This window comes from Ruegeria sp. BJ3 (assembly GCF_056535665.1).
Genome location: NZ_JBQFIT010000001.1, coordinates 2,001,072 through 2,024,300 on the forward strand (window position 1 = coordinate 2,001,072; position 23,229 = coordinate 2,024,300).

The following is a 23,229-nucleotide window of genomic DNA, read 5'->3' on the forward strand; positions in this document are numbered from 1 at the left end:
CCGCGCCTCCTGGATTTCACAAATATTCGAACGAAACATACCGACCCGCCCTAATGCAGATTGTGCTGAGAGCCCTTGCCCTCTTCATCGATGATCCCGCGCCCGGTGCGGAAACGATCCAGCCGGAACCCTGTCGCGTTCTCGTGGTACCGGTCGGTGGCCATCAGGTGGGCAAACACGTTGCCCGAGCCCGGAACCGCCTTGAACCCGCCGTAGTTCCAGCCGCAGTTCAGGTACAGCCCGTCGATATGCGTGCGGTCGATGATCGGCGATCCGTCCGGCGACATGTCCATGATCCCGCCCCAAGACCGCAGCACCCGGGCCTTGCCGATCATCGGCATCAGGGCCACGCCGGCCTCCATCACGCTTTCGACCGTGGGCAGATTGCCCCGCGCCGCGTAGGAGGCATAGAAATCCAGGTCGCCGCCGAACACCAGCCCACCCTTGTCGGATTGGCTGATGTAGAAATGCCCCATGCCGAAGGTCACGACTTGGTCGATGCAAGGCTTCAGCCCCTCGGTCACGAAGGCCTGCAGCACGTGGCTTTCGATCGGCAGGCGCATCCCGGCCATGCCGGCAACAAGCCCCGAACGGCCCGCAACCACGATTCCTACCTTCTTGGCCCGGATCGCCCCGCGCGTCGTCTGCACCCCGCGCACGGCGCCGTTTTCGATGTCGATGCCGGTGACCTCGCAATTCTGGATCAGATCCACCCCGCGCTGATCCGCCCCGCGGGCATAGCCCCAGGCCACGGCATCATGCCGGGCCGTGCCGCCGCGCGGATGATACAGGCCGCCATAGATGGGAAAGCGCAGATCGTCATAGTTCAGATAGGGCAGCATCTCGCGCAGCGCATCGCGGTCCAGCAGGATGGCATCGTCGCCCTGGCTGATCATCATGTTGCCCCGCCGCGCGGCCGCGTCCCGCTGCCCGTCTGAATGGAACAGGTTGATGATGCCTCGCTGTGAATGCATCACGTTGTAGTTCAGGTCCTCTTCCAAACCCTCCCACAGCTTGAGGGAATGCGAATAGAACTCGGAATTTCCTTGCAGAAAATAGTTGGCGCGCACGATCGTCGTGTTGCGCCCCACATTGCCGCCGCCGATATAGCCCTTTTCCAGCACGGCGACATTTGTCAGTCCGTGCTCTTTCGCCAGATAATACGCGGTGCTGAGGCCGTGCCCCCCACCGCCGATAATGACGATGTCGTACTCGGCTTTGGGCTCGGGATCACGCCAATGCGCCGTCCAACCCTTGTTGCCCGTCAGTCCTTCCTTCAGGACGCGTAAGCCGGAAAAGCGCATTCAGATCTCCCTGCGGGTTTGCTGGCATCAAACCAACTTCCAACAGGAGTAGCAATCCGGGCTCGGGGCTCCGCATCCGTTTTCGACAAGAACTTGTCAACGCGCGACCAAACCGGACGCAAACGAATTCGCCCTCAGAACCGCAGACGGAAGGCAAAGCCAACGATCGGAGCGGTATCATAGCCCTGCCGGCTGACTTCCTGCCCCGCTGCATTGTCCAAGCGCAACTCGCCGTTAAACTCGGCACCCGCAAATGCCGAAAGCGAAACTCCGGGGTTTGGCGCGTATTCAACCGACAGAACCACTGGAATGCTGCTGTCCTCGCCCACGCCGCCCGGCGCCAACCCGTTGTCGTTCAACTGAAAGCGGACCCTCTCGGACCGAACGGCAAGCCCGACGCTGACACTTTCCGAAGCCTTGTACTCCAATGTGACGCCGGGGCCTTGAGTGGCCCCCAGCGCGCTCCCGGTGCTCAGACGCCAGCGCTCGGCAAAGGTCCAGTCGACCAGAAGCGCGGGAAAGACTTCGAGGTCATTCGTTCCAACCTCGGAGAACACGCCAAATGCCGGGCCGATGCGCAGATTGGGGCTCACCGCCCATGAAATGCCGGCGAAGGCACCATAGGTGAAGCCGTCCGAGGCACTGGCGCCGGTCTCGTAGTCCCATCTCAACTGGGGCGAAACGATCACCGCAGCCCCGTTGTCCAGAGCGAAGCGCAATGGAACGCTCAGGCGAATGTCGCGGACGTCGTCCCACGGCTGGGTTCCGGGCAACCCGAAATCGTAAGAAAACTGACCGAAACTCGCCAGCAAACCCACAAAGGACCCGTCTCCATAGCTGTAAATGCCGCCTGCCCGCAGAAATGCGCGCGATGCGCTGAAATCACCACCGTCCTCAAGATCGGCGCTGCCCTGATAGACAGCCAACCCTTCCACAGTCGGCGTCCAGCCCTGTCGGGGCTGGGCAATGGCGGCAGTCGCAAGCGCCAAGGTCGCGGACCCAATCGCTGCGACCCATGCTAATGAACGGGTAATTTGCATGAGATCCTCGCTGGTTTCACTGCCTGAACTCCAGCGCAGGATGTGCGGCAACCGGACTTTTTGTCAAAGCCCGATTGCCCAGTTTCTGATACGTCAGAGGCCCTTGGCCCGATAGCTCTTGGCTACACGGTCAATGGACACGATGTAAGCCGCGGTGCGGAGGTCATCCACGTCGTCGCGATCATGCCAGACCTCGCTCATGGCCTGGTAGGCGATGCGCATCGTGTCATCCAGACCCGAGCGCACCAGCTCAAGTTCATCCGCGCCCTTGAGGTATTTGGCCTTGAAGTCCGGAGACATCGACCACGCATCGCCAAGATAGCGATCCAGCCGTTCCAGCTCTTTCACGATCAGCTCGTGCCGCGCCTCTTCCTGACGGCGCTGCATCCGGCCGAAACGGATGTGACTGAGGTTCTTGACCCATTCAAAATACGAGACCGTCACACCGCCGGCGTTCGCGTACATGTCGGGAATGATCACGGTGCCCTTCTTGCGCAGCACTTCGTCGGCCCCGGCGGTCACCGGGCCGTTCGCGGCCTCGATGATCAGCGGCGCCTTGATGCGCTCGGCATTGGACAGGTTGATCACGCCCTCCAACGCTGCCGGGATCAGAATATCGCACTCCTCTTCCAGCACAGCAGTGCCCTCGGCGGTGTGCGTTGCATCCGGGTAGCCGTTCACACCGCCATGTTTGACGATCCACTGGTGAACCGCTTCGACGTCGATCCCCTCGGGGTTATAGATCGCACCGTCACGTTCGATGATGCCCACAACCAGAGAGCCGTCTTCCTCACTCAGGAACTTGGCCGCGTGATAACCCACGTTGCCGAGGCCTTGAACGATGACCCGCTTGCCGTCCAGCGAGCCTGACATGCCAGCCTTTTTGACGTCCTCCGGATGCCGGAAGAATTCTCGCAGCGCGTATTGGATGCCACGCCCCGTCGCTTCGACCCGGCCCGAGATGCCGCCGGCATTCAACGGCTTGCCGGTCACGCAGGCCCGCGCGTTGATGTCTGTGGTGTTCATCCGCGCATACTGGTCAGCCATCCAAGCCATTTCACGCTCGCCGGTGCCCATGTCGGGGGCCGGGACGTTCTGCGACGGGTTGATCAGGTCGCGCTTGGCCAGCTCATAGGCGAAACGGCGGGTGATCTGCTCCAGCTCATGCTCTTCGTATTTGCGCGGGTCGATGCGTAGGCCACCCTTGGACCCGCCGAAAGGCGCCTCGACCAGAGCACACTTGTAGGTCATCAGCGCAGCAAGCGCCTCGACCTCGTCCTGGTTCACGGCCATCGCATAGCGGATACCGCCTTTTACCGGCTCCATATGCTCGGAATGAACCGAACGATAGCCGGTGAAAGTATGGATCTGCCCCCGCAGACGCACGCCAAACCGAACGGTGTAGGTCGCATTGCAGACCCGGATCTTTTCCTCAAGCCCGGGTGGAAGATCCATCAGGGCAGCCGCCCTGTTGAACATCAGATCTACACTCTCCCGAAAGCTGGGTTCCTTGATGGCCGTCATAAAATCCTCCATGCCGGTTGACGTCGAGCGTCATGACGTTTTGTCGCACCCTTGGCAAGCTGCTGCAATCGCGATTTGCACTTTTTTTCATCAATTTATGAACAGCGCGTTTCGACCAACCGAGCCGAGTCGCGGACATTTACGATTTCCAGAAATTGTCCCGAGCAACGAAACAAAGATGCCCCTCCCGGCCAGACTGCCGCCGATTTTCATTCAAAAAGAGCACCATAGTGACGATCACGCCCAATTCTCGCCACGATCCACATCTAAATTATTAAAGTTCCGAAGAACTGGCTTCGCTGCTTTTGGCCGGCAAAAGGATTTCGTTATGCGCAATTTTGAATGGACATCGACACGGTCGGGGAAACCGCGCCACGCAGACCGCTGCCGGGGCGCCGTCGAGTCTTTCGCGACCTCGGAAAGCGGGACGATGACCATCTTCGCCCTCTTCCTTCTGATGATCATCTTCACCGCGGCGGGCTTCGCCGTGGACGTTATGCGGTACGATCGCGAACGTGCGCGCCTGCAATACGCTCTGGACCGCGCCGTATTGGCGGCGGCCGACCTGGACCAGGACCTTTGCCCCAAGGACGTAGTCGTCGACTACCTCGCGAAGGAAGGCTTGGACCAGTACCTGGTTGGTGACCCGATCGTGGAACCCAATGTCTGCGGCGCGACCGCCGTTACGATCGAAGGCTACCGCAAGGTCCAAGCGAGCGCCCAGATGGATGTCGGCATGCACTTCATGCAGTGGTGGGATGTTGACTCGATCGTGAGCGCGGCAACCAGCGTTGCCGAAGAAGCCATTGATGATGTTGAGATTTCTTTGGTCCTCGACGTCTCTGGCTCGATGAACAGCTACAATCGCCTGGCCAACCTGAAAGTGGCGGCCAAAAACTTCGTGCAAGAGATGGCGGACAAGACCGAGGACGGGAAGCTGTCGATCTCGATCATCCCATACGCAACTCAGGTGTCGCTGCCCGACTATCTGATGGACGAATTCAGCACGACCGGCACCAATAACCGGGCAAACTGCATCAACTTCACCAGCAGCGAGTTCAACACCACCGCGCTGGACCCCGATACGATCCGCCAACGCACACTGCACTTCACGCCGTGGAGCACCTATGACCGGCGCCCCAGCAACGGCTACGTCTACAGCGAAGTCTGTGACGAACTCGCCAACCGTGAGGTCTCGGTCCTGCAGAAGGACCCGCAGGTTCTCAAAGATCACATCGAAAGTTTTACGGCCGGCGGAAACACGTCGATCGACGTCGGTCTGAAATGGGGTCTTGCCCTGCTTGACGAAAGCATTCAGCCGGTGATCGCACGCCTGGCGGGTGACGAAGTGCCTGCAGAGTTCGCCACCCGTCCCAACAGCTACTCCAGCAACGACTCGATGAAGGTTCTGGTGCTGATGACGGACGGCGCGAACACCACACAATACATGGTAAACGACCCCTACCGTGAGGGTACGTCCATTCTGTGGTGGAATGCCAAAAAGTCCACCTATTCGACCTATGACTACGAGACCGAGAAGTACTTCTGGCACGATGTCGACTATACCGAATGGGACAGCAGCAAAGGTTGGTACTGGGGTCGCGAGATCTGGCAGGACGATCCCTATGGCAACGACGAGTATACTGTCTATCGGTGCACCTACCGGTCCGGCGGCGTCTGCTACAACTTTGACTACAGCAGAAGCGAGACTCGCACTGTTCTGGACAACAATGGCGACCCCGCGACATCGGTCAACCTGACCTGGGTTCAGGTCTGGGAACGCACGACCCGTCGCGCGATCCGCGACCTGTTCCGCGAAGCGCTGGGGAGCACGAAAGGCAACACCTGGTACAACAACGCGGTCACTTCGATCGGGTCGGGCACCAAGGACCCGCGCGCGCGCGCAATGTGTGCCGCCGCTCGCGCCAATGGCATCGTAGTCTTCACTATCGCTTTCGAAGCTCCCGATCAGGGCAAGGCCCTTCTGAAAGACTGCAAAAGCGATGATGGCGCCTACTACGAGGCGACCGGTGACGAAATCGTCGACGTATTTGCATCGATCGGATCGACCATCCGCAATCTGAGGCTGACTCAATGATCAAGCGTTTGCTTCATAAATTCCGCACGTTCCGGCGGAAAGAAGATGGGATGGCGACGATCGAGTTCGTCTTCTGGTTCCCCATCTTCATCATGACGACCTATTCGGCCGTCGAAGTCGGGATCGGGGCCTTCAACCACGCCAACCTCGAGCGTGGACTGGACGAAACGATCCGCGACGTTCGCCTGAACAATCTGGACAAGTATACCACCAACGTTCAGGACGGCTGGACCCACACTCTGTTGAAGGACATCGTGTGCGACAAGGCAGGCTACATTCCTGAGTGCAAGGAAAACCTGATCCTGGAAATGACCCGCGTCGACCCATTTATTGGGACCACGCTGGATCCCAACCCCTACTGCATCGATACCCCGGCAACGATCCGCAACAGCCAGATCTTCGAGCCGGGTACGTCGGACGAACTGATGATCGTCCGCGCCTGCGTCGAGGTAAAGCCGCTGTGGTGGGGTACCATTCTGGGCGCCATCGCGCGGAAAAAGCCCAACGGTATGTACGAACTGCACGCAACAACGGTGTTTGTCTATGAACCGACCTGATCGCTCAATCTTCTCGCTGGCTGTCCGGTATCTGAAACGGTTTTCCCGCAAGGAATCCGGCGTGATCAGTGTCGAGGCCGTGATGATCTATCCCCTGCTCTTCTGGGGCATGTGTGCGTCCTATACGTTCTTCGACGGGTACAAGCAGAGCTCGCGGAATCTCAAGGCGTCTTATGCGATCGCCGACGTCATTTCCCGCGAACGCAATGACATCAACGCAACCTATATGGATACGCTGTACGACCTGCTGCAGCAGATGATGTCGGACCGCTCCGACGTGTCGATGCGCATCTCGTTCCTTCGCTTCGACCTGCCGGATGACCGGCACTATGTGCAGTGGTCTTGTATTCGCGGCGAAAGCTTTGAGGCGTGGACCGATGGCACCATAAGCGAAATCCGTGACAAGCTGCCCATCATGCCGGACAACGGCAAGATGATTCTGGTCGAAGTGAAGGACTTCTATCGCCGTCCCTTCCGCATCGGATACGGCGAAAACGAATTTGCCATGGACAATTTCGTATTCACCCACCCGCGCGTCTACGACAAGATCGACGCACCGGGCGGGTGCTGAGAGCTATTCGGCCTCGGCCAGCATCGCAGAAAGCATTTCTGACAGGAACTTGGTCTCGGCGGCGGACGTCATGCCGCCGACGCCGACACGTCGCCCGACGCGCCACCAAAGGCCCGGGGCCCAAGCCCTGCCACGTTTGCTACGGGTCGTCAGCAGAAACCCGTTCGACGGCTTGAAGGCGAATACGCCCCGATCCACCCCTTCGATTTCACCAACCTCGGCAATCAGCTTGCCGCTGCCCGTGCGCAATTCCGTGCGCGTCAGTTCGATCCGGTCCGCTGTCGCATGCCAGACGCGATGCGCGAGCCAAAGCGCGCCACCTCCGACCACGAACAGGAACAGCTGCCATTCCGGCGCTGGCGGTGCGGCCAGGGCGACATAAGTCACGAACACGCCCACAGTGACGAGCATTCCCACCCCCATCCACCGCCGTGCCGATGAAGCCTGAATCGTTGCCAGTACGTCTTCTTGCATTTCCAACTCCGCCTTTGCCTGCCCCCCATACCCGCTTTCAGCGACAAGCAACAGGCCAAGACTCACCCGGCGCAATTTTGCACAGAGGCAGTGCTTTCTCGCGAATTGACCGTACTTCAGCGAAAATTAGATAACGGGTCCAGAGACAGGAGATCCACATGTCGCTCAGACCAACACTCGAAACCCGCAAGGCCGTTCCGACGATGGAAGGCGCTGGCGTAAAGCTGCACCGCGCTTTTGGATTTCAGGATCCGTCCGAACTTGATCCATTCCTGTTGTTTGATGACTTCCGCAACGAGCACCCGCAGGACTACCAGGCCGGCTTTCCCTGGCACCCTCACCGCGGCATTGAAACTATCACCTACGTGCTGTCAGGAACCGTCGATCACAGCGACTCGCTGGGCAACAGCGGCCAATTGGGTGCCGGAGACGTCCAGTGGATGACGGCGGGGTCCGGAATTCTGCATCAGGAAATGCCCAAGGGAAACACATCCGGGCAGATGCATGGGTTTCAGCTGTGGGGCAACTTGCCCTCGGCTCAAAAAATGACGGCTCCTCGATACCAGGACGTTCAGGGCAAGGACATTCCCGAAGTGATCGACGATGATGGCACCACGGTGCGGGTCATCGTCGGCAAGTTCTGGGGTAGGACCGGGCCGGTGGACGGTATCGCCGCGGACCCGCAATACCTGGACGTATCGATTCCTGCAGGGGTGAAAAAGACCTTCAAGATAGATACTTATCGCCGTGCTTTCGCCTATGTTTTCGATGGGCAGGCCGCTTTCGCCGACGCCTCGCAACCGACCGGCGTTCTGCTTGAGAAGGAAGTCGCCGGGCAAGAGCTGAACATTCGCGATATGTCGGGCAACCGGACGCTGGTGCGGTTTGGTACCGGAGACGAAATAACCGTTCAGGCCGGACCTGAAGGTGTGCGGTTCCTGTTGATCTCGGGTGCGCCGATCAATGAACCGGTAGCGTGGCATGGCCCGATCGTGATGAATACGCGCGCCGAACTCGAGCAGGCGTTTCGGGAGTTGCGCAACGGTACTTTCATCAAGCCGGCGCACTGACTCCAAACAGCCGGTAACAGGGCGCGGCCAGTCAGGCCGCGACCGCCTTGCGTACCATATCCCAATAAATCTGCTCGACCTCGTCCAGCGAAAGCCGTCCACCGGCCCGGTACCACGTCATGACACCATTCAGCATGGCAATCACTGCCAGAGTCGCGATTTTGGCATCCTGAACCGAGAACAGACCGTCCTTCTGGCCGGCGAGAAGGATGCTCTGCAACGCATCTTCATACCGCCGGCGCAGCTTTTCGATTTCGGCGAAGTTTTCAGGCGTCAGGTTTCGCAGCTCCATGTACGCGATGAACACTTCGTCCGGTCGCTGCATGTGAAACCGGATGTGGAAACCCACGAATTGCCGCAGGGCGCCCAATGCATCCGCCTGTGGTTCCAACTCTTCATAGGCCGCCAGCAGCTCTTGCATGTGGTCCTGCATCAGGCGGAACAGAAGGCTTTGCTTGTCCGGAGTGTAATTGTAGAGCGCACCGGCCTGCACCCCGACCTCCCCCGCGATTTGACGCATGGAAACAGCGGCATAGCCATGCCGTGCAAACAATCCCAGGGCGGCCTCGCGGATACGGGGCCCGGTGATATCGGAATGAGAGCCTTGAGTACGTGCCATGGATCCATCGTATATGAACGTACGTTCATATAGAACCCCGCTTGAACCGTTCATGCAAAAAGTGCATCACGTTCAGGTTCCTCATTGTTCGGGTCGCGAAATGAAAGCTGTTTCCGTCATCCTGCCGCTGCTCCTCTTGGCCGCGTGCGCAGATATTCCCGAGTTGGAGGGAAGCGAAGCGGCCTCGGTAAAGGCCGCGCCCTACCCCAAGCTGATCCCGTTGACCCAGGTCAACGTGCCACCCGTCGACCCGGTGAACGAGGCAGCCGCGGTGGAAGAAGAATTGGAACAACGGGCCGAGCGGCTGTCGCAAAAGGCACAGGCACTCCAGAACGCCGAGACCCAGTAAGCCCCGTACGCTCGCCCGCTGCGCAACAACTCTGTCCCTGACGGATTGCACCGCCGCGTTGAACCAGCTATGGCAGCCGACAAAGGACCTTGCGTCCAACAGGCAGACTTCGAGCGGAAAGGAACCCACGGAATGACACAGGCGCTGCGGCTTGGAATTGCTGGCTTGGGAACCGTGGGTGTGGGCGTCGTCAAGATCGTGCGCCGTCATGCCGAATTGCTGCAAGCGCGCACTGGTCGACCGATCGAGATCGTTGCGGTTTCGGCGCGCGACGCCGACAAAGATCGCGGGATAAACCTGTCCGGCTTCGCGTGGGAAACCGACCCGGTGGCCTTGGCCAAACGAAACGACATCGATGTGTTCGTCGAACTGATGGGTGGTGAAAACGGCCCGGCAAAGGCCTCGGTCGAGGCGGCATTGGCCACCGGCAAGGATGTGGTCACCGCAAACAAGGCGCTGCTGGCCATTCACGGCCAGGCATTGGCGGAACAGGCCGAGGCCGCAGGCCGCGTGATCCGGTTCGAGGCTGCAGTGGCCGGTGGAATTCCGGTCATAAAATCCCTGACCGAAGGGTTGGCCGGAAATGACATCAAACGTGTCATGGGCGTGATGAATGGCACCTGCAACTATATCCTGACCCGAATGCAATCGCAGGGATTGGGCTACAATGCCTTGTTCGAGGAGTGCGCGCAGTTGGGCTATCTCGAAGCCGATCCGAACTTGGACGTAGGCGGCATCGACGCGGCGCACAAGTTGGCGCTGTTGGCCTCTATCGCGTTTGGAACAAAGCCGAATTTCGACGGGATCGAGATCGAGGGTATTCAGCATATCAGCCTGGACGACATCCATCAGGCCGACGATATGGGCTACCGCATCAAGCTGCTTGGCGTTGCGCAGCGCACGCCGCGCGGGCTTGAACAACGGATGCAACCCTGCCTGGTACCCAGTGACTCGCCTTTGGGGCAGCTGGAAGGCGGCACCAACATGGTGGTCATTGAGGGCGACGCCGTCGAACAGATCGTTTTGCGCGGACCCGGCGCTGGCGAAGGCCCGACGGCCAGTGCGGTGATGGGGGATGTTTGCGACCTGGCGCGGGGCCTGCGGATTTCCACCTTTGGTCAACCCGCCACGTCGCTGGTCGACTCCAAGCCCGCAATCACCGGCCTGCCTGCCCCTTATTATCTGCGCCTTGCATTGCTGGACAAACCAGGTGCGCTGGCCAAGGTGGCCGCGATTCTGGGCAATGCCGGCGTTTCAATCGACCGGATGCGCCAATACGCACATGCCGAGGACACGGCACCGGTACTGATCGTTACACACAAGACCACACGCGCCACGCTGGACGTTGCGTTGGAGGACTTGCGCACCACGGATGTGGTTGCGGGCGAACCGGTAGCTCTGCGTATCGAGCAGGTTTGAACCCTTGCGGCCTGCGCCACGAGCAGGCTATGCCAGTCAGGACGTCTTCGCTTTACCAAAGGATTACATCGCATGAGCGCTGCCAAAATCGATTTCAACGACCGCCTTCTGTCCCTTGGACTTGCGCGCGTGGCTGAGCAGGCCGCTCTGGCCTCGGCCTCGCTGGTCGGACGCGGAGACGAGAAAGCCGCCGACCAGGCCGCGGTCAACGCGATGCGTGAACAGCTGAACCTGCTGGATATCGCTGGCGTGGTAGTCATCGGTGAAGGCGAACGCGACGAAGCGCCCATGCTGTATATCGGCGAAGAGGTCGGCACCGGCAACGGCCCGGGCGTGGACATCGCTCTGGACCCGCTCGAGGGTACGACGCTGACCGCAAAAGATATGCCCAACGCCTTGACCGTCATCGCGATGGGTCCGCGCGGTTCGATGCTGCACGCGCCGGACGTCTACATGGACAAGCTGGCGATCGGCCCGGGCTTCCCCGAGAACGTGGTGACACTGGACATGTCCCCGCGGGAAAGGGTCGAGGCGCTGGCCAAGGCCAAAGGATGCACCCCCGAGGACATTACCGTTTGCATACTGGAACGTCCGCGCCATGAAGCGATGATCGCCGAGGTGCGCGAAACCGGCGCTGCGATCCGCCTGATCACCGACGGTGACGTTGCAGGCGTCATGCACTGTGCCGAGTCCGAGACGACCGGCATCGACATGTACATGGGCCAGGGTGGCGCGCCCGAAGGCGTTCTGGCGGCCGCCGCGCTGAAATGCATGGGTGGCCAGATCTTTGGACGTCTGATGTTCCGAAATGATGATGAACGCGGTCGGGCGGCCAAAGCCGGTATTGCCGATCTGGATCGTGTCTATGCCCGCGACGAGATGGTCACCGCAGATGTGATCTTTGCGGCGACCGGTGTCACCGGCGGGTCGCTGCTGCCGCGGATCAAGCGGGAACCCGGTTGGGTCGAGACGACGACCCTGCTGATGCGCTCGAAAACCGGATCGGTGCGGCGCATGTCCTACCGCACCCCCATTTGGCCGCATGTCGAAGGCTGAGCGGCCCCGCAGACACAACCGTTCAAGGGCCGGGTCCGACAGGATTCGGCCCTTTTCAGGAGAAGTGGATTGAGCTTTCTGGGTGTTGAACAGTCTTTGACGGGCCGCCGGTGGATTGGTCCATCGCCTGAATTGGACCGGGCCGCCGAGATGCTGGCCCAGCAGACCGACCTGCCCCGCCCCCTGTGCCAGGTGCTGGCACGGCGAGGTGTCCCGCCGATGGAGGCCGAGAGCTTTCTGTCTCCAAAACTGCGCGACCTTCTTCCCGATCCTCGCAGCCTGCGCGACATGGAGATCGCCGCAACGCGGTTCCTGAAAGCGGTGCGGGACAACCAGCGCATCGCCGTTTTCGCCGACTATGATGTCGACGGCGGCAGCTCGGCAGCCCTGTTGCTGGTTTGGCTCAGGCAGATGGGGCGTCAGGCGACCTTATATGTGCCCGATCGTATCGACGAGGGCTATGGCCCCAACGTCCCCGCCATGAGCCAGCTTGCTGAAACGCATGATCTGATCATCTGCGTTGACTGCGGCACGCTAAGCCACGAAGCAATTGCCGCAGCCAAGGGGGCCGATGTGATCGTTCTCGATCACCACCTGGGCGCCGAAACGCTGCCGGATTGCGTGGCCGTGGTGAACCCCAACCGCCAGGATGAAAGCGGTGACCTGGCCCATCTGTGTGCTGCAACCGTTGTCTTTCTGATGTTGGTCGAGGCCGGGCGCCAACTGCGCGAGGCCAACGCCCAAGGTCCGGACCTGATGGCGATGCTGGATTTGGTCGCGCTGGCGACCGTGGCAGACGTGGCACCTCTGATCGGGATCAACAGGGCGCTGGTTCAGCAGGGTTTGAAAGTGATGGGGCAGCGGCAACGCCCCGGACTGGTTGCGCTGTCCGAAGTGGCGCGCATGGATTCGGCGCCCAACAGTTACCACCTGGGTTTTCTGCTTGGGCCGCGCATCAATGCCGGCGGCCGGGTTGGACAGGCAGACCTCGGCGCGCGGCTGCTCAGCACCGACTCGGTGACCGAGGCCGAGGCCTTATCCCGGCGCCTTGATGACCTGAATACCGAACGGCGCGACATCGAGAATGCGGTCCGCGCCGCGGCGCTGGCGCAGGCCGAAGAACGTGGATTGGATGCGCCGCTGGTGTGGGCTGCAGGTGACGGCTGGCATCCCGGCGTCGTTGGGATCGTGGCGGCTCGCCTGAAAGAGGCGTCGAACCGTCCCGCCGTCGTGATTGGTTTCGACGGTGACGAAGGCAAAGGCTCGGGCCGTTCGGTCTCGGGTGTCGATCTTGGTGCATCAATCCACCGGTTGGCCGCCGAGGGTTTGTTGGTCAAGGGCGGCGGTCACAAGATGGCCGCAGGTCTGACCGTGATGCGCGACCAGCTGGAACCGGCGATGGAGAGACTCTCGGAGTTGCTGGCAAAACAGGGGGCGGGCCAAGCCGGTCCTGCCGACCTCAAGCTGGACGGTGCGCTGATGCCCGGGGCGGCCTCGGTTGATCTGATCGAAAAGATCGAGCAGGCCGGCCCATTTGGCGCCGGGGCCCCTGCCCCTCGATTTGCAATGCCCGACCTGCAGGTCCGCTTTGCCAAGCGGGTCGGAGAAACCCATCTGAAGCTGTCGCTGTCGGACGGAATGGGTGGTGGGCTGGACGCGATTGCATTTGGTGCCTTTGACGGACCGATGGGCGAAAGGCTGTCAAATCACGGTGGCGCGCGGTTCCATTTTGCCGGTCGGCTCGAGGTCAATACATGGGGTGGAAGGCAAAGCGTGCAGTTGCGCCTGGAAGACGCGGCCGATGCAAATTGACCGCTGACGCCACTGCCTTTTTTGACCCGCAAAAAAGTTTCCTGGCCGTGCGTTTTTCGTCTTGCGGGTGGGGGGCGTAATCCGTAAAAGGCCCTCCACAAGCCAGCGTGGCCCGTTCGTCTATCGGTTAGGACGCCAGGTTTTCAACCTGGAAAGAGGGGTTCGATTCCCCTACGGGCTGCCACTTGTGCTTGGGCAATGCTGACGTGGCCCGTTCGTCTATCGGTTAGGACGCCAGGTTTTCAACCTGGAAAGAGGGGTTCGATTCCCCTACGGGCTGCCATTTTCACCCTCGAGAAACGCAAATCGCGCGCTACTATTGCGGCGTCTTTCTGCATCGAAATTTGCAGCTCGACCAATCGGTGACCCAAAAAAATCCTTAACGAAGCGTGATTGGCATGCTCTTTTCGCCCGGCAGATGACGCCACGTAGAGTGGGTTAAAAACCATATATTTTCAAGGATATAGTCGTTGAATTCGTTGGGTCGAACAGGCCAATTTCGCCATTTACTAATTTTTTAGTTTGACAGACTCGCGAAAAATCGCTGATGCTGTTCGTCATCCGGTTCGCGCCGGAGAACCATAAATTTTGGGAGGAGAAAGATGCGGAAACATCTTTTGTCCGCAGTGGCGGCGGCTGCCGTCATTGCGGGGCACGGTCCTGTTTGGGCCGACGAAGCCGCAGCACAGCGCTGGGTCGACGATGAATTCCAACCATCCACCTTGTCGAAAGACGAGCAGATGGCGGAAATGCAGTGGTTCATCAAGGCTGCCGAACCGTATGCCGGGATGGAGATCAACGTTCTGTCCGAAGGTATCCCGACCCACTCGTATGAATCCGAAGTTCTGACGAAGGCGTTCGAGGAAATCACCGGCATCAAGGTCAACCACCAGATCCTGGGTGAAGGTGAGGTCGTTCAGGCCGTCCAGACGCAGATGCAGACCGGACGGAACCTGTATGACGGCTATGTCAACGACAGTGACTTGATCGGCACGCACTCGCGCCTGCAACTGGCCTATCCCCTGTCGGATATGATGGCGGGTGATTGGGCGGCGACAACCTCGCCGACGCTGGACCTGAATGACTTCATGGGTATCCAGTTCACCACCGGTCCCGACGGCAAGCTGTACCAGCTGCCCGACCAGCAATTCGCCAACCTGTACTGGTTCCGCAAGGACTGGTTCGATGACGAAGCCAACAAGGCCGCATTCAAGGAAAAATACGGCTATGATCTGGGCGTTCCGGTGAACTGGTCTGCCTACGAGGATATCGCCGAATTCTTCACCAATGACGTGAAGGAAGTCGACGGTGTCGCGATCTATGGCCACATGGATTACGGCAAGCGCGCGCCTGACCTGGGCTGGCGGATGACCGACGCCTGGCTGTCGATGGCCGGTGCCGGCGACAAGGGCGAGCCGAACGGTGTGCCCGTCGACGAATGGGGCATCCGCATGGAAGCGGGCACTTGTAACCCGGTCGGCGCCTCGGTGTCGCGGGGTGGTGCCGCAAACGGCCCGGCGGCCGTTTACGCGATCCGCAAATGGGACGAGTGGTTGCGGGCCTATGCGCCTCCGGGTGCGGCGTCCTACGACTTCTACCAGTCGCTGCCCGCTCTGTCGCAAGGCAACGTGGCCCAGCAGATTTTCTGGTACACGGCCTTTACCGCCGACATGGTCAAGCCCAAGTCCGAAGGCAACAATACCGTCGATGATGAGGGCAACCCGCTGTGGCGGATGGCGCCCAGCCCGCATGGCCCCTATTGGGAAGAAGGCCAGAAGGTTGGCTATCAGGACGTGGGATCGTGGACTTTCCTGAAGTCCACCCCGTCGGATCGGGCACAGGCCGCGTGGCTGTACGCTCAGTTCGTGACGTCCAAGACTGTCGATGTGAAGAAGTCCCATGTGGGCCTGACCTTCATCCGCGACAGCTCGGTCAACCACGAGTCCTTCACCGAACGCGCACCCAAGCTGGGTGGTCTGGTCGAGTTCTACCGCTCGCCCGACCGTGTGGCCTGGTCGCCGACCGGCATCAACGTTCCCGACTATCCGAAGCTGGCCCAAATCTGGTGGCAGCAGATCGGTGACGTGAACTCGGGCGCCTTCACCCCGCAAGAGGCGATGGACCGTCTGGCTGAAGAGATGGACATCACCATGGCCCGCATGCAGGCCGCGGATGAAAGCGCCGGCGTCTATGGCGGCTGTGGTCCGCGCCTGAATGAACCGCAGGATCCGGCCTTCTGGCTGGAGAAGCCGGGCGCGCCGAAAGCCAAGCTGGAGAACGAGAAGCCGCAAGGCCAGACCGTCAACTACGACGAACTGGTGGCACGCTGGCAGTCCCAGTAAGCCACTACTCCCCGGGGGGCGCCGGTACCGGCGCCCCTTACCAACCAAGACCAAACAGCGTTGCCACGCGCTGCGGGATCGGAACCCACGGACATGATCGAACTACAAAACGCAACCAAGCGGGTCGGCACCGTTACCCATATCAAACCCACGTCCCTGACGCTGCAGACCGGCCATTTCAACGTGCTGCTGGGCGCGACCGGGTCGGGCAAGACCTCTCTGATCAAGATGATGGCCGGCCTGGATCCGATTGCCTCGGGCAAGGTCCTGATGGATGGGCAGGACGTGACCCGGCTGAGCACCCAAAAACGCAAGATCAGCCTCGTGCACCAGTTCTTCGTGAACTACCCGCATATGACTGTATTCGACAACATTGCATCGCCCCTGCGCGTTGCCGGAATGGCGCAATCCGAGATCGAAGGCCGCGTGGAAGAGGCCGCCGACCTGCTGCAACTGCGCCCGATGCTGCACCGTCGTCCGCATGAACTGTCAGGCGGCCAACAGCAACGCACCGCACTGGCCCGCGCCATCGCCAAGGACAGCCGCGCCGTGTTCCTGGACGAGCCGCTGGCCAACCTGGACTACAAGCTGCGCGAGGAACTGCGCGAGCAACTGCCCGAGCTGTTCGCCGGGCGCGGCGCCGTGGTGGTCTATGCCACGTCCGAACCCGAAGAGGCGCTGCTGCTGGGCGGCTACACCGCCTTGATGGAAGACGGCCGCGTGACCCAGTTCGGCCCGACGGCGGACATCTATCGCAACCCCGAAAACCTCGCCGCCGCGCGGGTGTTTTCCGACCCGCCCATCAACGTGGCCCGCGTCACGGTCGCCGGTGCCCAAGCGCGCCTGGCTGGCGGAGGTGGATGGACTGTGTCCGGAATTGCCGATGGCGAATACATGGTCGCCGTGCGTCCGCACCGTGTTACTCCGCTCAAGGCTTCTGACGCCGACGTTGAACTGACCGGCCGCGTGATCGTGACCGAGCTCTCCGGGTCCGACTCCAGCGCGCATTTCCAACATGGCGAGGAAGCCTGGGTGTCTCTGGCCGCAGGGGTCCACCCCTATCAGGTGGGCGAGGACCACACATTCTACATGAACCCGGCCCATTGCCGGTATTTCGGCCAAGACGGCAAAAGGGTGGCCTGACATGGCACAGATCAAGCTTGCAAACCTCAAACACAGCTACATGCCATCGCCGCAAGGCCCACAGGACTATGCGCTGAAGGAAATCGACGTAACCTGGCGTGATGGCGGGGCCTATGCTCTGCTTGGGCCGTCGGGTTGCGGCAAGTCCACGCTGCTGAACATCATCTCGGGGCTGCTGACCCCATCCGAGGGGCAGATCCTGTTCGACGACCGCGACGTGACCGCCCTGCCCCCCGATCAGCGCAACATCGCGCAGGTGTTCCAGTTCCCGGTGATCTACGACACGATGACCGTGGGCGAAAACCTGGCCTTTCCGCTCAAGAACCGCGGCGTCGATCCCGCGACGATCAAGCGCCGCGTCGACGAGATCGCCGAGATGCTGGATGTCACCGACATGCTGAACACCCGCGCGAGCGGCCTCAGCCCGGACAACAAGCAGAAGATCTCGATGGGGCGCGGTCTGGTCCGCGACGACGTGAATGCGGTGATGTTCGACGAGCCATTGACCGTGATCGACCCGCATCTGAAATGGAAGCTGCGGTCCAAGCTGAAAGAGCTGCACCAGCGCGTCAAGGCGACGATGATCTATGTCACCCACGACCAGACCGAAGCGCTGACCTTCGCCGACGAGGTCGTGGTGATGCAGGAAGGCGAAGTGGTCCAGATCGGCACCCCGGTCGAGCTGTTCGAACGCCCGCAGCACACGTTCGTGGGCCATTTCATCGGCTCGCCCGGCATGAACGTTCTGCCCTGCGAAGCCCGCGGCGATCGTGCCCTGTTCGAAGGGCACGAGGTGGCGCTGGAAGGTCCGGTCAGCGGCAGTGGCGGCCGCACAGATCTGGGCATCCGGCCCGAATATGTGGGTTTCGGCCCCGAGGGCATTCCGGCCCATGTCACCAAGGTGGCCGATATCGGCCGGCATTTTGTGGTCAGTGCCATGGTCGGCAACACCGCGTTGAAGGCGGTGACCGAACACGCGCCCCCCGAGCCCGGATCGCAAGTCTTTCTGAAATTCAAACCTGAACAGACGCGCGTGTATCGCGACGGCTGGATCGCAACCGAGGAGCGCGCCCGATGAGAACGGAAAACCAGAAAGCGTGGTTCTTTGTCCTGCCGGTGCTGGCGCTGGTGGCGTTCAACGCGCTGGTGCCGATGATGACGGTGGTCAACTACTCGGTGCAGGAAACCTTTGGCAACAACCAGTTCTTCTGGGAAGGGCTGGGCTGGTTCGAACAGATCCTGCGGTCCGACCGGTTCCAGGCGGCGCTGGGGCGGCAGTTCCTGTTCACCGCGCTGATCCTGATGATCGAGGTGCCGCTGGGCATCATCGTGGCCTTGTCGATGCCGCGCAAGGGCTTTTGGGTGCCGGTCTGCCTGGTCCTGATGGCCCTGCCGATGCTGATCCCGTGGAACGTGGTCGGCTCGATGTGGAACATCTTCACCCTGCCCAAGATCGGCCTGCTGGGGTATTTCCTGAACGACGTGCTGGGCATCAACTATGACATGACCCAACAGCCGCTATCGGCCTGGATCACCATCGTGGTGATGGATGTCTGGCACTGGACCTCGCTGGTGGTGCTGCTGTGCTATGCCGGTCTGGTGTCGATCCCCGACGCCTATTACCAGGCGGCCAAGATCGACGGGGCAAGCCCCTGGTCGGTGTTCCGCTATATCCAGCTGCCCAAGATGAAGACGGTTCTGACCATCGCGGTGCTGCTGCGGTTCATGGACAGTTTCAACATCTACACCGAACCCTTCGTTTTGACCGGGGGCGGCCCCGGCAACTCGACCACTCTGCTGTCGATCGACCTGGTGAAGATCGCGCTGGGACAGTTCGACCTTGGCCCCGCGGCCGCGATGAGCCTGATCTATTTCGCCATCACGCTGCTGGTTTCCTGGGTCTTCTACACCCTCATGACAAAGGATGACGCGCAATGAAGAAGCGGTCTCTCATCCCGATCCTGTATATCGCGTTCCTGATGCTGCCGATCTATTGGCTGGTGGCGATGTCCTTCAAGACCACGAACGAGATCCTGTCGGGCTTTTCCCTGTTTCCCCAGACCTTTACGCTGGAGAATTACACCACCATCTTCACCGATCCGACATGGTATTGGGGCTATATCAACTCGATCACCTACGTGACGATCAACACGGTGCTTTCGGTCTGCGTGGCCTTGCCTGCGGCCTACGCGTTCTCGCGCTATCGGTTCCTGGGCGACAAACAGTTGTTCTTCTGGCTGCTGACCAACCGCATGGCCCCGGCGGCCGTGTTCGCCCTGCCCTTCTTCCAGCTGTATTCGTCGATCCATCTGTTCGACACCTACCTGGCGGTGGCGCTGGCGCACACGCTGTTCAACGTACCGCTGGCGGTGTGGATCCTGGAAGGTTTCATGCGCGGCATCCCGAAAGAGCTGGATGAAACCGCCTATGTCGACGGCTATTCCTTCCCCCGGTTCTTCGTCACGATCTTCCTGCCCAATATCAAGGCGGGCGTGGGCGTGGCGGCGTTCTTCTGCTTCATGTTCTCGTGGGTGGAAATGCTGCTGGCCAAGACCCTGACAGCGGTCGAGGCCAAACCCATCGCCGCCGTGATGACCCGTACCGCGTCCAGCGCCGGCTACGAATTGGGCCTGCTGGCCGCCGCCGGCACTCTGACCATCATCCCAGGCGCCATCGTCATCTGGTTTGTCCGCAACTACATCGCGCGCGGCTTCGCGATGGGACGTGTATGAGGTTCGACATGCGCAAACTCCTTCTCTCCCTCTCCCTGCTCGCCCCGTCCTCGGCACTGGCGCAAGCCAAGGCCGGCTGGGGCAATGTCGGCCAGGAAGAACCCAAGGGCTTTTCCTGGACCGACCCGCTGTGGCCCGATTTCTGGATGGCCTGGACCCCGGCAACGCTGGCGGTTTTCGTGGGCATCTTCTCGGCCATCGCCCTGATCGGGGTGCTAGAGGTGGTCAAGTTCCGTGACGGGATCGAACGCCGAGGCGTGCTGGGCCTGACCACCACGTTGGGCGACCGGCTGTTCATCACCCTGCTGGGCTCGGCCTACATCTTTCTGGCCTGGCTGGGGCTGGTCGGCCAACCGGTATGGACCCCGCTTTTCCTGTCGATCGGCTGGGGCATTTTCGTTTTCTGGAAAGTTTAGGCTTTGCGTAACCGCGAAAGGATGCTTGTCTGGCAAGCATAACAGGCAAAATGGTGACACCGAGACCGATGCGAAAGAGAAAGACAGGAAATCTGCTGACCGAGGTTGAACTGGAGTTCATGAACGAGCTCTGGGCACTTGGCGAAGGCTCGGTTCGCGACGTGCTGGACCGGCTGCCGCCCGAGCGGAACCTGGCCTACACCTCTGGCGCGACGATCCTGCGCATTCTGGATGAAAAGGGATTTGTCCAAAGCCGCAAGGACGGCAAAACCCTGATCTACCGCCCGCTGCTTGAAAAGGACACATATCAGGCGCGGTCGCTGCAGAACCTGTCCCGCACGTTGTTCGATGACACCCCGGCCTCGCTGGTGGCACGACTTGTCGACGACGCCGGCCTGACCGAAGCTGATCTGGAGGAAATTCGAGCACTGGTAGAGAGGAGACTGCAAAATGACAGCGGTTAAACCGGTTCTCGATGTATTTCTCGACCTGAACGTGGTGCTGGTTCTTTCGGCACTCATCTGGTTGGGCGCCCGCATGGCCGTAGCCCGAACGCGCCTGCGGCACGACTACATGACACAGCTGCGCGTGCTGAAGGTTCTTTGCGTCTGCGTCATGCTCAGCCCTGTTCTGGCCCTTGGGGTCACGGCAGCCGCCGGTTTTTTCTGGCCGGGTCAGGCCGTTTCCATCGGTGATATTGCGGTAGCGGCCTATTTGCGCGGTGAAATCGCGATGCCGGCTACACAATTCGAAGCTCTGCTGAACACGCGTGAACGTTGGGTCGACACGGTACTGTCCGGACAAAGCGCCCTTGTGACGGCCGCCTTGGTGCTGCTGACCCTGGCCGCCCTCCGGATGCTGGTCCGCACCGTCCGGGATGCGCTGGCAATCCGCGACACGGTGGTTTCAAGCTTCCTGTGGCGGCGGTCGGCCAACGTGGACATTCGCTTGTCCGATCGGATCACGGTTCCATTTGCCGTGCGCGGGGCGCGTCGTCGCCATGTCGTTCTGCCCAGCCATCTGCTGGACACCCCCCGCGAACTGCGATTTGCCCTAGCGCATGAATTGCAGCACGTTCGCGCCCGGGACGTCGAATGGGAGATTGCGTTTGAGGCCATGCGACCGCTGCTGTTCTGGAACCCTGCCTACTGGGCGTTGAAATACCAGTTCAGCCGACTGCGCGAACTGGCCTGCGACCAATCCGTCGTCACCCGACGCGGGATCGACGCGCGCGACTATACCGACTGCCTGCTGGACTATTGCGCCCGGACCGTTGCGCAGGGCCGGCCACGGGTCTTGAACGTGGCGCTGGTCTCTGGTGGCAAGGCCAAACGGGTTCTGAAACAACGCGTGATCGCGCTGGCCGATGCACCCTCGTTCTCGGCACCGTTGCCGGCAATCTTCATGGGTTCGGCCCTGCTGTTCGCTGTTCTGCTGGCCTTGGGCGCAGCCACGATCCGCCAGACTCAGGACTGGAGCCATGACCGGCTGATGCTGTCGACCGTCGTGAACCTTGAACGGCTCGAGGCACGCAATCAGGGCAATTGATCGGCGACGCCAGGATCCATCCTGTTGCTGGCCTGACCGCTGAACACCGGTCGCTCGAGTGGGCGGCCTAGCGCTTGGACGTGCCGCCAGAGAAACACGGCCCAACACGCTCCCCAAGCAAGGACCGCGGGCACGTCTGCAGAGGACGCCCGCAAAACCGCGGCAAGGCACAACAAGGCATATCCGATACCATCAATCGCACTGGGGCGCAGCCGGCCGCAACGGCGCGCGACCGCACGGGCAGCGACGGCATAGATCGCGCAGCTGACCGCTCCGACCGTCAGAACGTGCAACGCATCATGCGCCGCCAGCAAGTCGGGGAAGTACAGCGAAGCCGCCAACAGGGACAGACCAGCGGGCAACCACGCAAAGGCAATATGAAGCATCCCCAGCAATCCATCCTGAAGAACTGCCGTTGAATGCCAGAGCCACAGACGCCCACCCTCGCACCCCGCGCAGATCACAAGAAGGACGCCGATAAGCGGACCATCGGCGACGGAAACAAGCCCGAGAAGCACCGCAGTTAAAGCCAGAGCTGCCGCCGAAGCGTCCCCCAATGCCCTCGCGCACCGAAACTTTTGCGCGGCGGTTGGGCTTTGGTGCGTCCAATTCCATGTGAAAGCAGCGATCATGCGCCCACCGACAACCGACACCAAAAGTGCAACGAGTAAAACTGTGGAGAAGGACGGCGCAGACCCAGCTAGAAAGGCAAGTTGGCAGATGGCCAGGAAAAGGGCGAAAAGCGCCTGAAGCCCTCCGGCAACCGCGGGCTCGCGCAGTGCAGCCCAAGCGAGACGACCGGCGAGAAAGAGCAAGAACGCCGTGCCCATTGGGACGATGAACATGGGTTCGCCCCCAAGCGCACCGATGGCGGCAAACCGGGACATCGCCCAAATCGCAAACAGCAACAATGTGCCGGTTGGCGAGACAGAATCGCCCCCCGACCAGCTGCGCATCGCCGTCAGCGAATAGCCCGCAAATGCCGCGCCGACGAAGCCGAACAACATCTCATGCGCATGCCAGGCGTACAGCCCCAGCAACGGCGACCAATGGGTGATGAAATCCTGCCCCAGAAACAGGCCGCTCACCCCCGGAAGGGCAGCTGCCCCCGCCGCAGGAAACATGATCCGATGAGGCGAGGACAGCATGGTTTCC

22 protein-coding genes and 2 tRNA genes are annotated in these 23,229 nt (G+C 60.9%); 18 read left to right on the top strand and 6 right to left on the bottom strand.

Going from position 1 to position 23,229, the window contains the following annotated elements:
* Positions 1 to 50: 50 nt before the first annotated feature.
* From ACR3EL_RS10030 to ACR3EL_RS10040, 3 genes are all read right to left on the bottom strand, one after another.
* Entirely contained in the window at positions 51 to 1,304 is a 1,254-nt protein-coding gene (locus ACR3EL_RS10030; protein WP_170339161.1) for a sarcosine oxidase subunit beta family protein, read from the bottom strand.
* 134 nt (positions 1,305 to 1,438) lie between these two features.
* On the bottom strand, positions 1,439 to 2,293 hold the full coding sequence (locus ACR3EL_RS10035; protein WP_217358598.1) for a hypothetical protein: 855 nt from the start codon (positions 2,291 to 2,293) through the stop codon (positions 1,439 to 1,441).
* Between the two features lie 144 nt (positions 2,294 to 2,437).
* On the bottom strand, positions 2,438 to 3,868 hold the full coding sequence (locus ACR3EL_RS10040) for a Glu/Leu/Phe/Val family dehydrogenase (protein WP_093961747.1): 1,431 nt from the start codon (positions 3,866 to 3,868) through the stop codon (positions 2,438 to 2,440).
* A gap of 430 nt (positions 3,869 to 4,298) precedes the next feature.
* Here ACR3EL_RS10040 and ACR3EL_RS10045 point away from each other — a divergent pair, with 430 nt between their 5' ends.
* The 3 genes from ACR3EL_RS10045 to ACR3EL_RS10055 are packed head-to-tail and all read left to right on the top strand — an operon-like array spanning position 4,299 to position 7,094.
* On the top strand, positions 4,299 to 5,966 hold the full coding sequence (locus ACR3EL_RS10045; protein WP_254429305.1) for a pilus assembly protein TadG-related protein: 1,668 nt from the start codon (positions 4,299 to 4,301) through the stop codon (positions 5,964 to 5,966).
* Positions 5,967 to 6,016: 50 nt separating this feature from the next.
* Entirely contained in the window at positions 6,017 to 6,523 is a 507-nt protein-coding gene (locus ACR3EL_RS10050; RefSeq protein WP_254429306.1) for a TadE/TadG family type IV pilus assembly protein, read from the top strand.
* A complete protein-coding gene (locus ACR3EL_RS10055) occupies positions 6,510 to 7,094 on the top strand; it encodes a TadE/TadG family type IV pilus assembly protein (RefSeq protein WP_093961744.1) in 585 nt (194 codons plus the stop codon). Before ACR3EL_RS10050 ends, ACR3EL_RS10055 begins: the two co-directional genes overlap by 14 nt.
* A gap of 3 nt (positions 7,095 to 7,097) precedes the next feature.
* Here the strand turns inward: ACR3EL_RS10055 and ACR3EL_RS10060 are convergent, their stop codons facing one another.
* Positions 7,098 to 7,568: a hypothetical protein gene (locus ACR3EL_RS10060; RefSeq protein WP_093962924.1), complete on the bottom strand. Its 471-nt coding sequence runs from the start codon at positions 7,566 to 7,568 to the stop codon at positions 7,098 to 7,100.
* A 158-nt stretch (positions 7,569 to 7,726) separates the two neighbouring features.
* Between ACR3EL_RS10060 and ACR3EL_RS10065 the strand changes: the two genes are divergently transcribed.
* Positions 7,727 to 8,638, top strand: a complete 912-nt coding sequence (locus tag ACR3EL_RS10065) for a pirin family protein (RefSeq protein ID WP_170339165.1) — start codon at positions 7,727 to 7,729, stop codon at positions 8,636 to 8,638.
* A 31-nt stretch (positions 8,639 to 8,669) separates the two neighbouring features.
* Here ACR3EL_RS10065 and ACR3EL_RS10070 read toward each other — a convergent pair whose 3' ends face one another.
* Positions 8,670 to 9,257 (bottom strand): TetR/AcrR family transcriptional regulator, encoded by a 588-nt coding sequence (locus ACR3EL_RS10070; protein ID WP_093961742.1) that lies wholly within the window; start codon positions 9,255 to 9,257, stop codon positions 8,670 to 8,672.
* Positions 9,258 to 9,357: 100 nt separating this feature from the next.
* Between ACR3EL_RS10070 and ACR3EL_RS10075 the strand changes: the two genes are divergently transcribed.
* The 14 genes from ACR3EL_RS10075 (at position 9,358) to ACR3EL_RS10140 (ending at position 22,074) form a co-directional block, all read left to right on the top strand.
* Entirely contained in the window at positions 9,358 to 9,606 is a 249-nt protein-coding gene (locus ACR3EL_RS10075) for a hypothetical protein (protein ID WP_170339166.1), read from the top strand.
* A gap of 132 nt (positions 9,607 to 9,738) precedes the next feature.
* Positions 9,739 to 11,025: a homoserine dehydrogenase gene (locus tag ACR3EL_RS10080; protein WP_170339168.1), complete on the top strand. Its 1,287-nt coding sequence runs from the start codon at positions 9,739 to 9,741 to the stop codon at positions 11,023 to 11,025.
* A 72-nt stretch (positions 11,026 to 11,097) separates the two neighbouring features.
* Positions 11,098 to 12,081 (top strand): class II fructose-bisphosphatase, encoded by a 984-nt coding sequence (gene glpX / locus ACR3EL_RS10085; protein WP_170339170.1) that lies wholly within the window; start codon positions 11,098 to 11,100, stop codon positions 12,079 to 12,081.
* Between the two features lie 69 nt (positions 12,082 to 12,150).
* A complete protein-coding gene (gene recJ / locus ACR3EL_RS10090; RefSeq protein WP_480721447.1) occupies positions 12,151 to 13,893 on the top strand; it encodes a single-stranded-DNA-specific exonuclease RecJ in 1,743 nt (580 codons plus the stop codon).
* Positions 13,894 to 14,002: 109 nt separating this feature from the next.
* A tRNA-Glu gene (locus tag ACR3EL_RS10095) sits at positions 14,003 to 14,077 on the top strand.
* Positions 14,078 to 14,101: 24 nt separating this feature from the next.
* Positions 14,102 to 14,176: transfer RNA gene (locus tag ACR3EL_RS10100), tRNA-Glu, on the top strand.
* A gap of 319 nt (positions 14,177 to 14,495) precedes the next feature.
* Entirely contained in the window at positions 14,496 to 16,235 is a 1,740-nt protein-coding gene (locus tag ACR3EL_RS10105; protein WP_170403822.1) for an ABC transporter substrate-binding protein, read from the top strand.
* 93 nt (positions 16,236 to 16,328) lie between these two features.
* Complete coding sequence (locus ACR3EL_RS10110) at positions 16,329 to 17,378, top strand: ABC transporter ATP-binding protein (RefSeq protein ID WP_170528218.1); 1,050 nt, start codon at positions 16,329 to 16,331, stop codon at positions 17,376 to 17,378.
* A gap of 1 nt (position 17,379) precedes the next feature.
* The gene (locus tag ACR3EL_RS10115; protein WP_170368276.1) at positions 17,380 to 18,456 is read left to right on the top strand and encodes an ABC transporter ATP-binding protein; all 1,077 of its coding nucleotides are present in this window, start codon (positions 17,380 to 17,382) and stop codon (positions 18,454 to 18,456) included.
* The gene (locus tag ACR3EL_RS10120; protein ID WP_005983941.1) at positions 18,453 to 19,316 is read left to right on the top strand and encodes a carbohydrate ABC transporter permease; all 864 of its coding nucleotides are present in this window, start codon (positions 18,453 to 18,455) and stop codon (positions 19,314 to 19,316) included. The genes ACR3EL_RS10115 and ACR3EL_RS10120 overlap by 4 nt, the downstream gene beginning before the upstream one ends.
* Entirely contained in the window at positions 19,313 to 20,110 is a 798-nt protein-coding gene (locus tag ACR3EL_RS10125; protein WP_480721451.1) for a carbohydrate ABC transporter permease, read from the top strand. Before ACR3EL_RS10120 ends, ACR3EL_RS10125 begins: the two co-directional genes overlap by 4 nt.
* Positions 20,111 to 20,256: 146 nt before the next feature.
* Positions 20,257 to 20,526, top strand: a complete 270-nt coding sequence (locus tag ACR3EL_RS10130) for a DUF2160 domain-containing protein (RefSeq protein WP_370797609.1) — start codon at positions 20,257 to 20,259, stop codon at positions 20,524 to 20,526.
* A gap of 68 nt (positions 20,527 to 20,594) precedes the next feature.
* Positions 20,595 to 20,990, top strand: coding sequence for a BlaI/MecI/CopY family transcriptional regulator (locus ACR3EL_RS10135; RefSeq protein WP_005983946.1), 396 nt, complete (start codon positions 20,595 to 20,597; stop codon positions 20,988 to 20,990).
* The gene (locus ACR3EL_RS10140) at positions 20,977 to 22,074 is read left to right on the top strand and encodes a M56 family metallopeptidase (protein WP_170339182.1); all 1,098 of its coding nucleotides are present in this window, start codon (positions 20,977 to 20,979) and stop codon (positions 22,072 to 22,074) included. The genes ACR3EL_RS10135 and ACR3EL_RS10140 overlap by 14 nt, the downstream gene beginning before the upstream one ends.
* Here ACR3EL_RS10140 and ACR3EL_RS10145 read toward each other — a convergent pair.
* The gene (locus ACR3EL_RS10145) at positions 22,062 to 23,222 is read right to left on the bottom strand and encodes an NnrS family protein (protein ID WP_480721455.1); all 1,161 of its coding nucleotides are present in this window, start codon (positions 23,220 to 23,222) and stop codon (positions 22,062 to 22,064) included. The genes ACR3EL_RS10140 and ACR3EL_RS10145 overlap by 13 nt on opposite strands.
* Positions 23,223 to 23,229: the final 7 nt, after the last annotated feature.

Excerpts from the sequence above, each read along its gene's own strand:
- ACR3EL_RS10030 (WP_170339161.1), bottom strand. The coding sequence starts at position 1,304 with ATGCGCTTTTCCGGCTTACGCGTCCTGAAGGAAGGACTGACGGGCAAC.
- ACR3EL_RS10040 (WP_093961747.1), bottom strand. The coding sequence starts at position 3,868 with ATGACGGCCATCAAGGAACCCAGCTTTCGGGAGAGTGTAGATCTGATG.
- ACR3EL_RS10045 (WP_254429305.1), top strand. The coding sequence starts at position 4,299 with ATGACCATCTTCGCCCTCTTCCTTCTGATGATCATCTTCACCGCGGCG.
- ACR3EL_RS10050 (WP_254429306.1), top strand. The coding sequence starts at position 6,017 with ATGGCGACGATCGAGTTCGTCTTCTGGTTCCCCATCTTCATCATGACG.
- ACR3EL_RS10055 (WP_093961744.1), top strand. The coding sequence starts at position 6,510 with ATGAACCGACCTGATCGCTCAATCTTCTCGCTGGCTGTCCGGTATCTG.
- ACR3EL_RS10060 (WP_093962924.1), bottom strand. The coding sequence starts at position 7,568 with ATGCAAGAAGACGTACTGGCAACGATTCAGGCTTCATCGGCACGGCGG.
- ACR3EL_RS10065 (WP_170339165.1), top strand. The coding sequence starts at position 7,727 with ATGTCGCTCAGACCAACACTCGAAACCCGCAAGGCCGTTCCGACGATG.
- ACR3EL_RS10070 (WP_093961742.1), bottom strand. The coding sequence starts at position 9,257 with ATGGCACGTACTCAAGGCTCTCATTCCGATATCACCGGGCCCCGTATC.
- ACR3EL_RS10075 (WP_170339166.1), top strand. The coding sequence starts at position 9,358 with ATGAAAGCTGTTTCCGTCATCCTGCCGCTGCTCCTCTTGGCCGCGTGC.
- ACR3EL_RS10080 (WP_170339168.1), top strand. The coding sequence starts at position 9,739 with ATGACACAGGCGCTGCGGCTTGGAATTGCTGGCTTGGGAACCGTGGGT.
- glpX (WP_170339170.1), top strand. The coding sequence starts at position 11,098 with ATGAGCGCTGCCAAAATCGATTTCAACGACCGCCTTCTGTCCCTTGGA.
- ACR3EL_RS10105 (WP_170403822.1), top strand. The coding sequence starts at position 14,496 with ATGCGGAAACATCTTTTGTCCGCAGTGGCGGCGGCTGCCGTCATTGCG.
- ACR3EL_RS10110 (WP_170528218.1), top strand. The coding sequence starts at position 16,329 with ATGATCGAACTACAAAACGCAACCAAGCGGGTCGGCACCGTTACCCAT.
- ACR3EL_RS10115 (WP_170368276.1), top strand. The coding sequence starts at position 17,380 with ATGGCACAGATCAAGCTTGCAAACCTCAAACACAGCTACATGCCATCG.
- ACR3EL_RS10120 (WP_005983941.1), top strand. The coding sequence starts at position 18,453 with ATGAGAACGGAAAACCAGAAAGCGTGGTTCTTTGTCCTGCCGGTGCTG.
- ACR3EL_RS10125 (WP_480721451.1), top strand. The coding sequence starts at position 19,313 with ATGAAGAAGCGGTCTCTCATCCCGATCCTGTATATCGCGTTCCTGATG.
- ACR3EL_RS10130 (WP_370797609.1), top strand. The coding sequence starts at position 20,257 with ATGGCCTGGACCCCGGCAACGCTGGCGGTTTTCGTGGGCATCTTCTCG.
- ACR3EL_RS10135 (WP_005983946.1), top strand. The coding sequence starts at position 20,595 with ATGCGAAAGAGAAAGACAGGAAATCTGCTGACCGAGGTTGAACTGGAG.
- ACR3EL_RS10140 (WP_170339182.1), top strand. The coding sequence starts at position 20,977 with ATGACAGCGGTTAAACCGGTTCTCGATGTATTTCTCGACCTGAACGTG.
- ACR3EL_RS10145 (WP_480721455.1), bottom strand. The coding sequence starts at position 23,222 with ATGCTGTCCTCGCCTCATCGGATCATGTTTCCTGCGGCGGGGGCAGCT.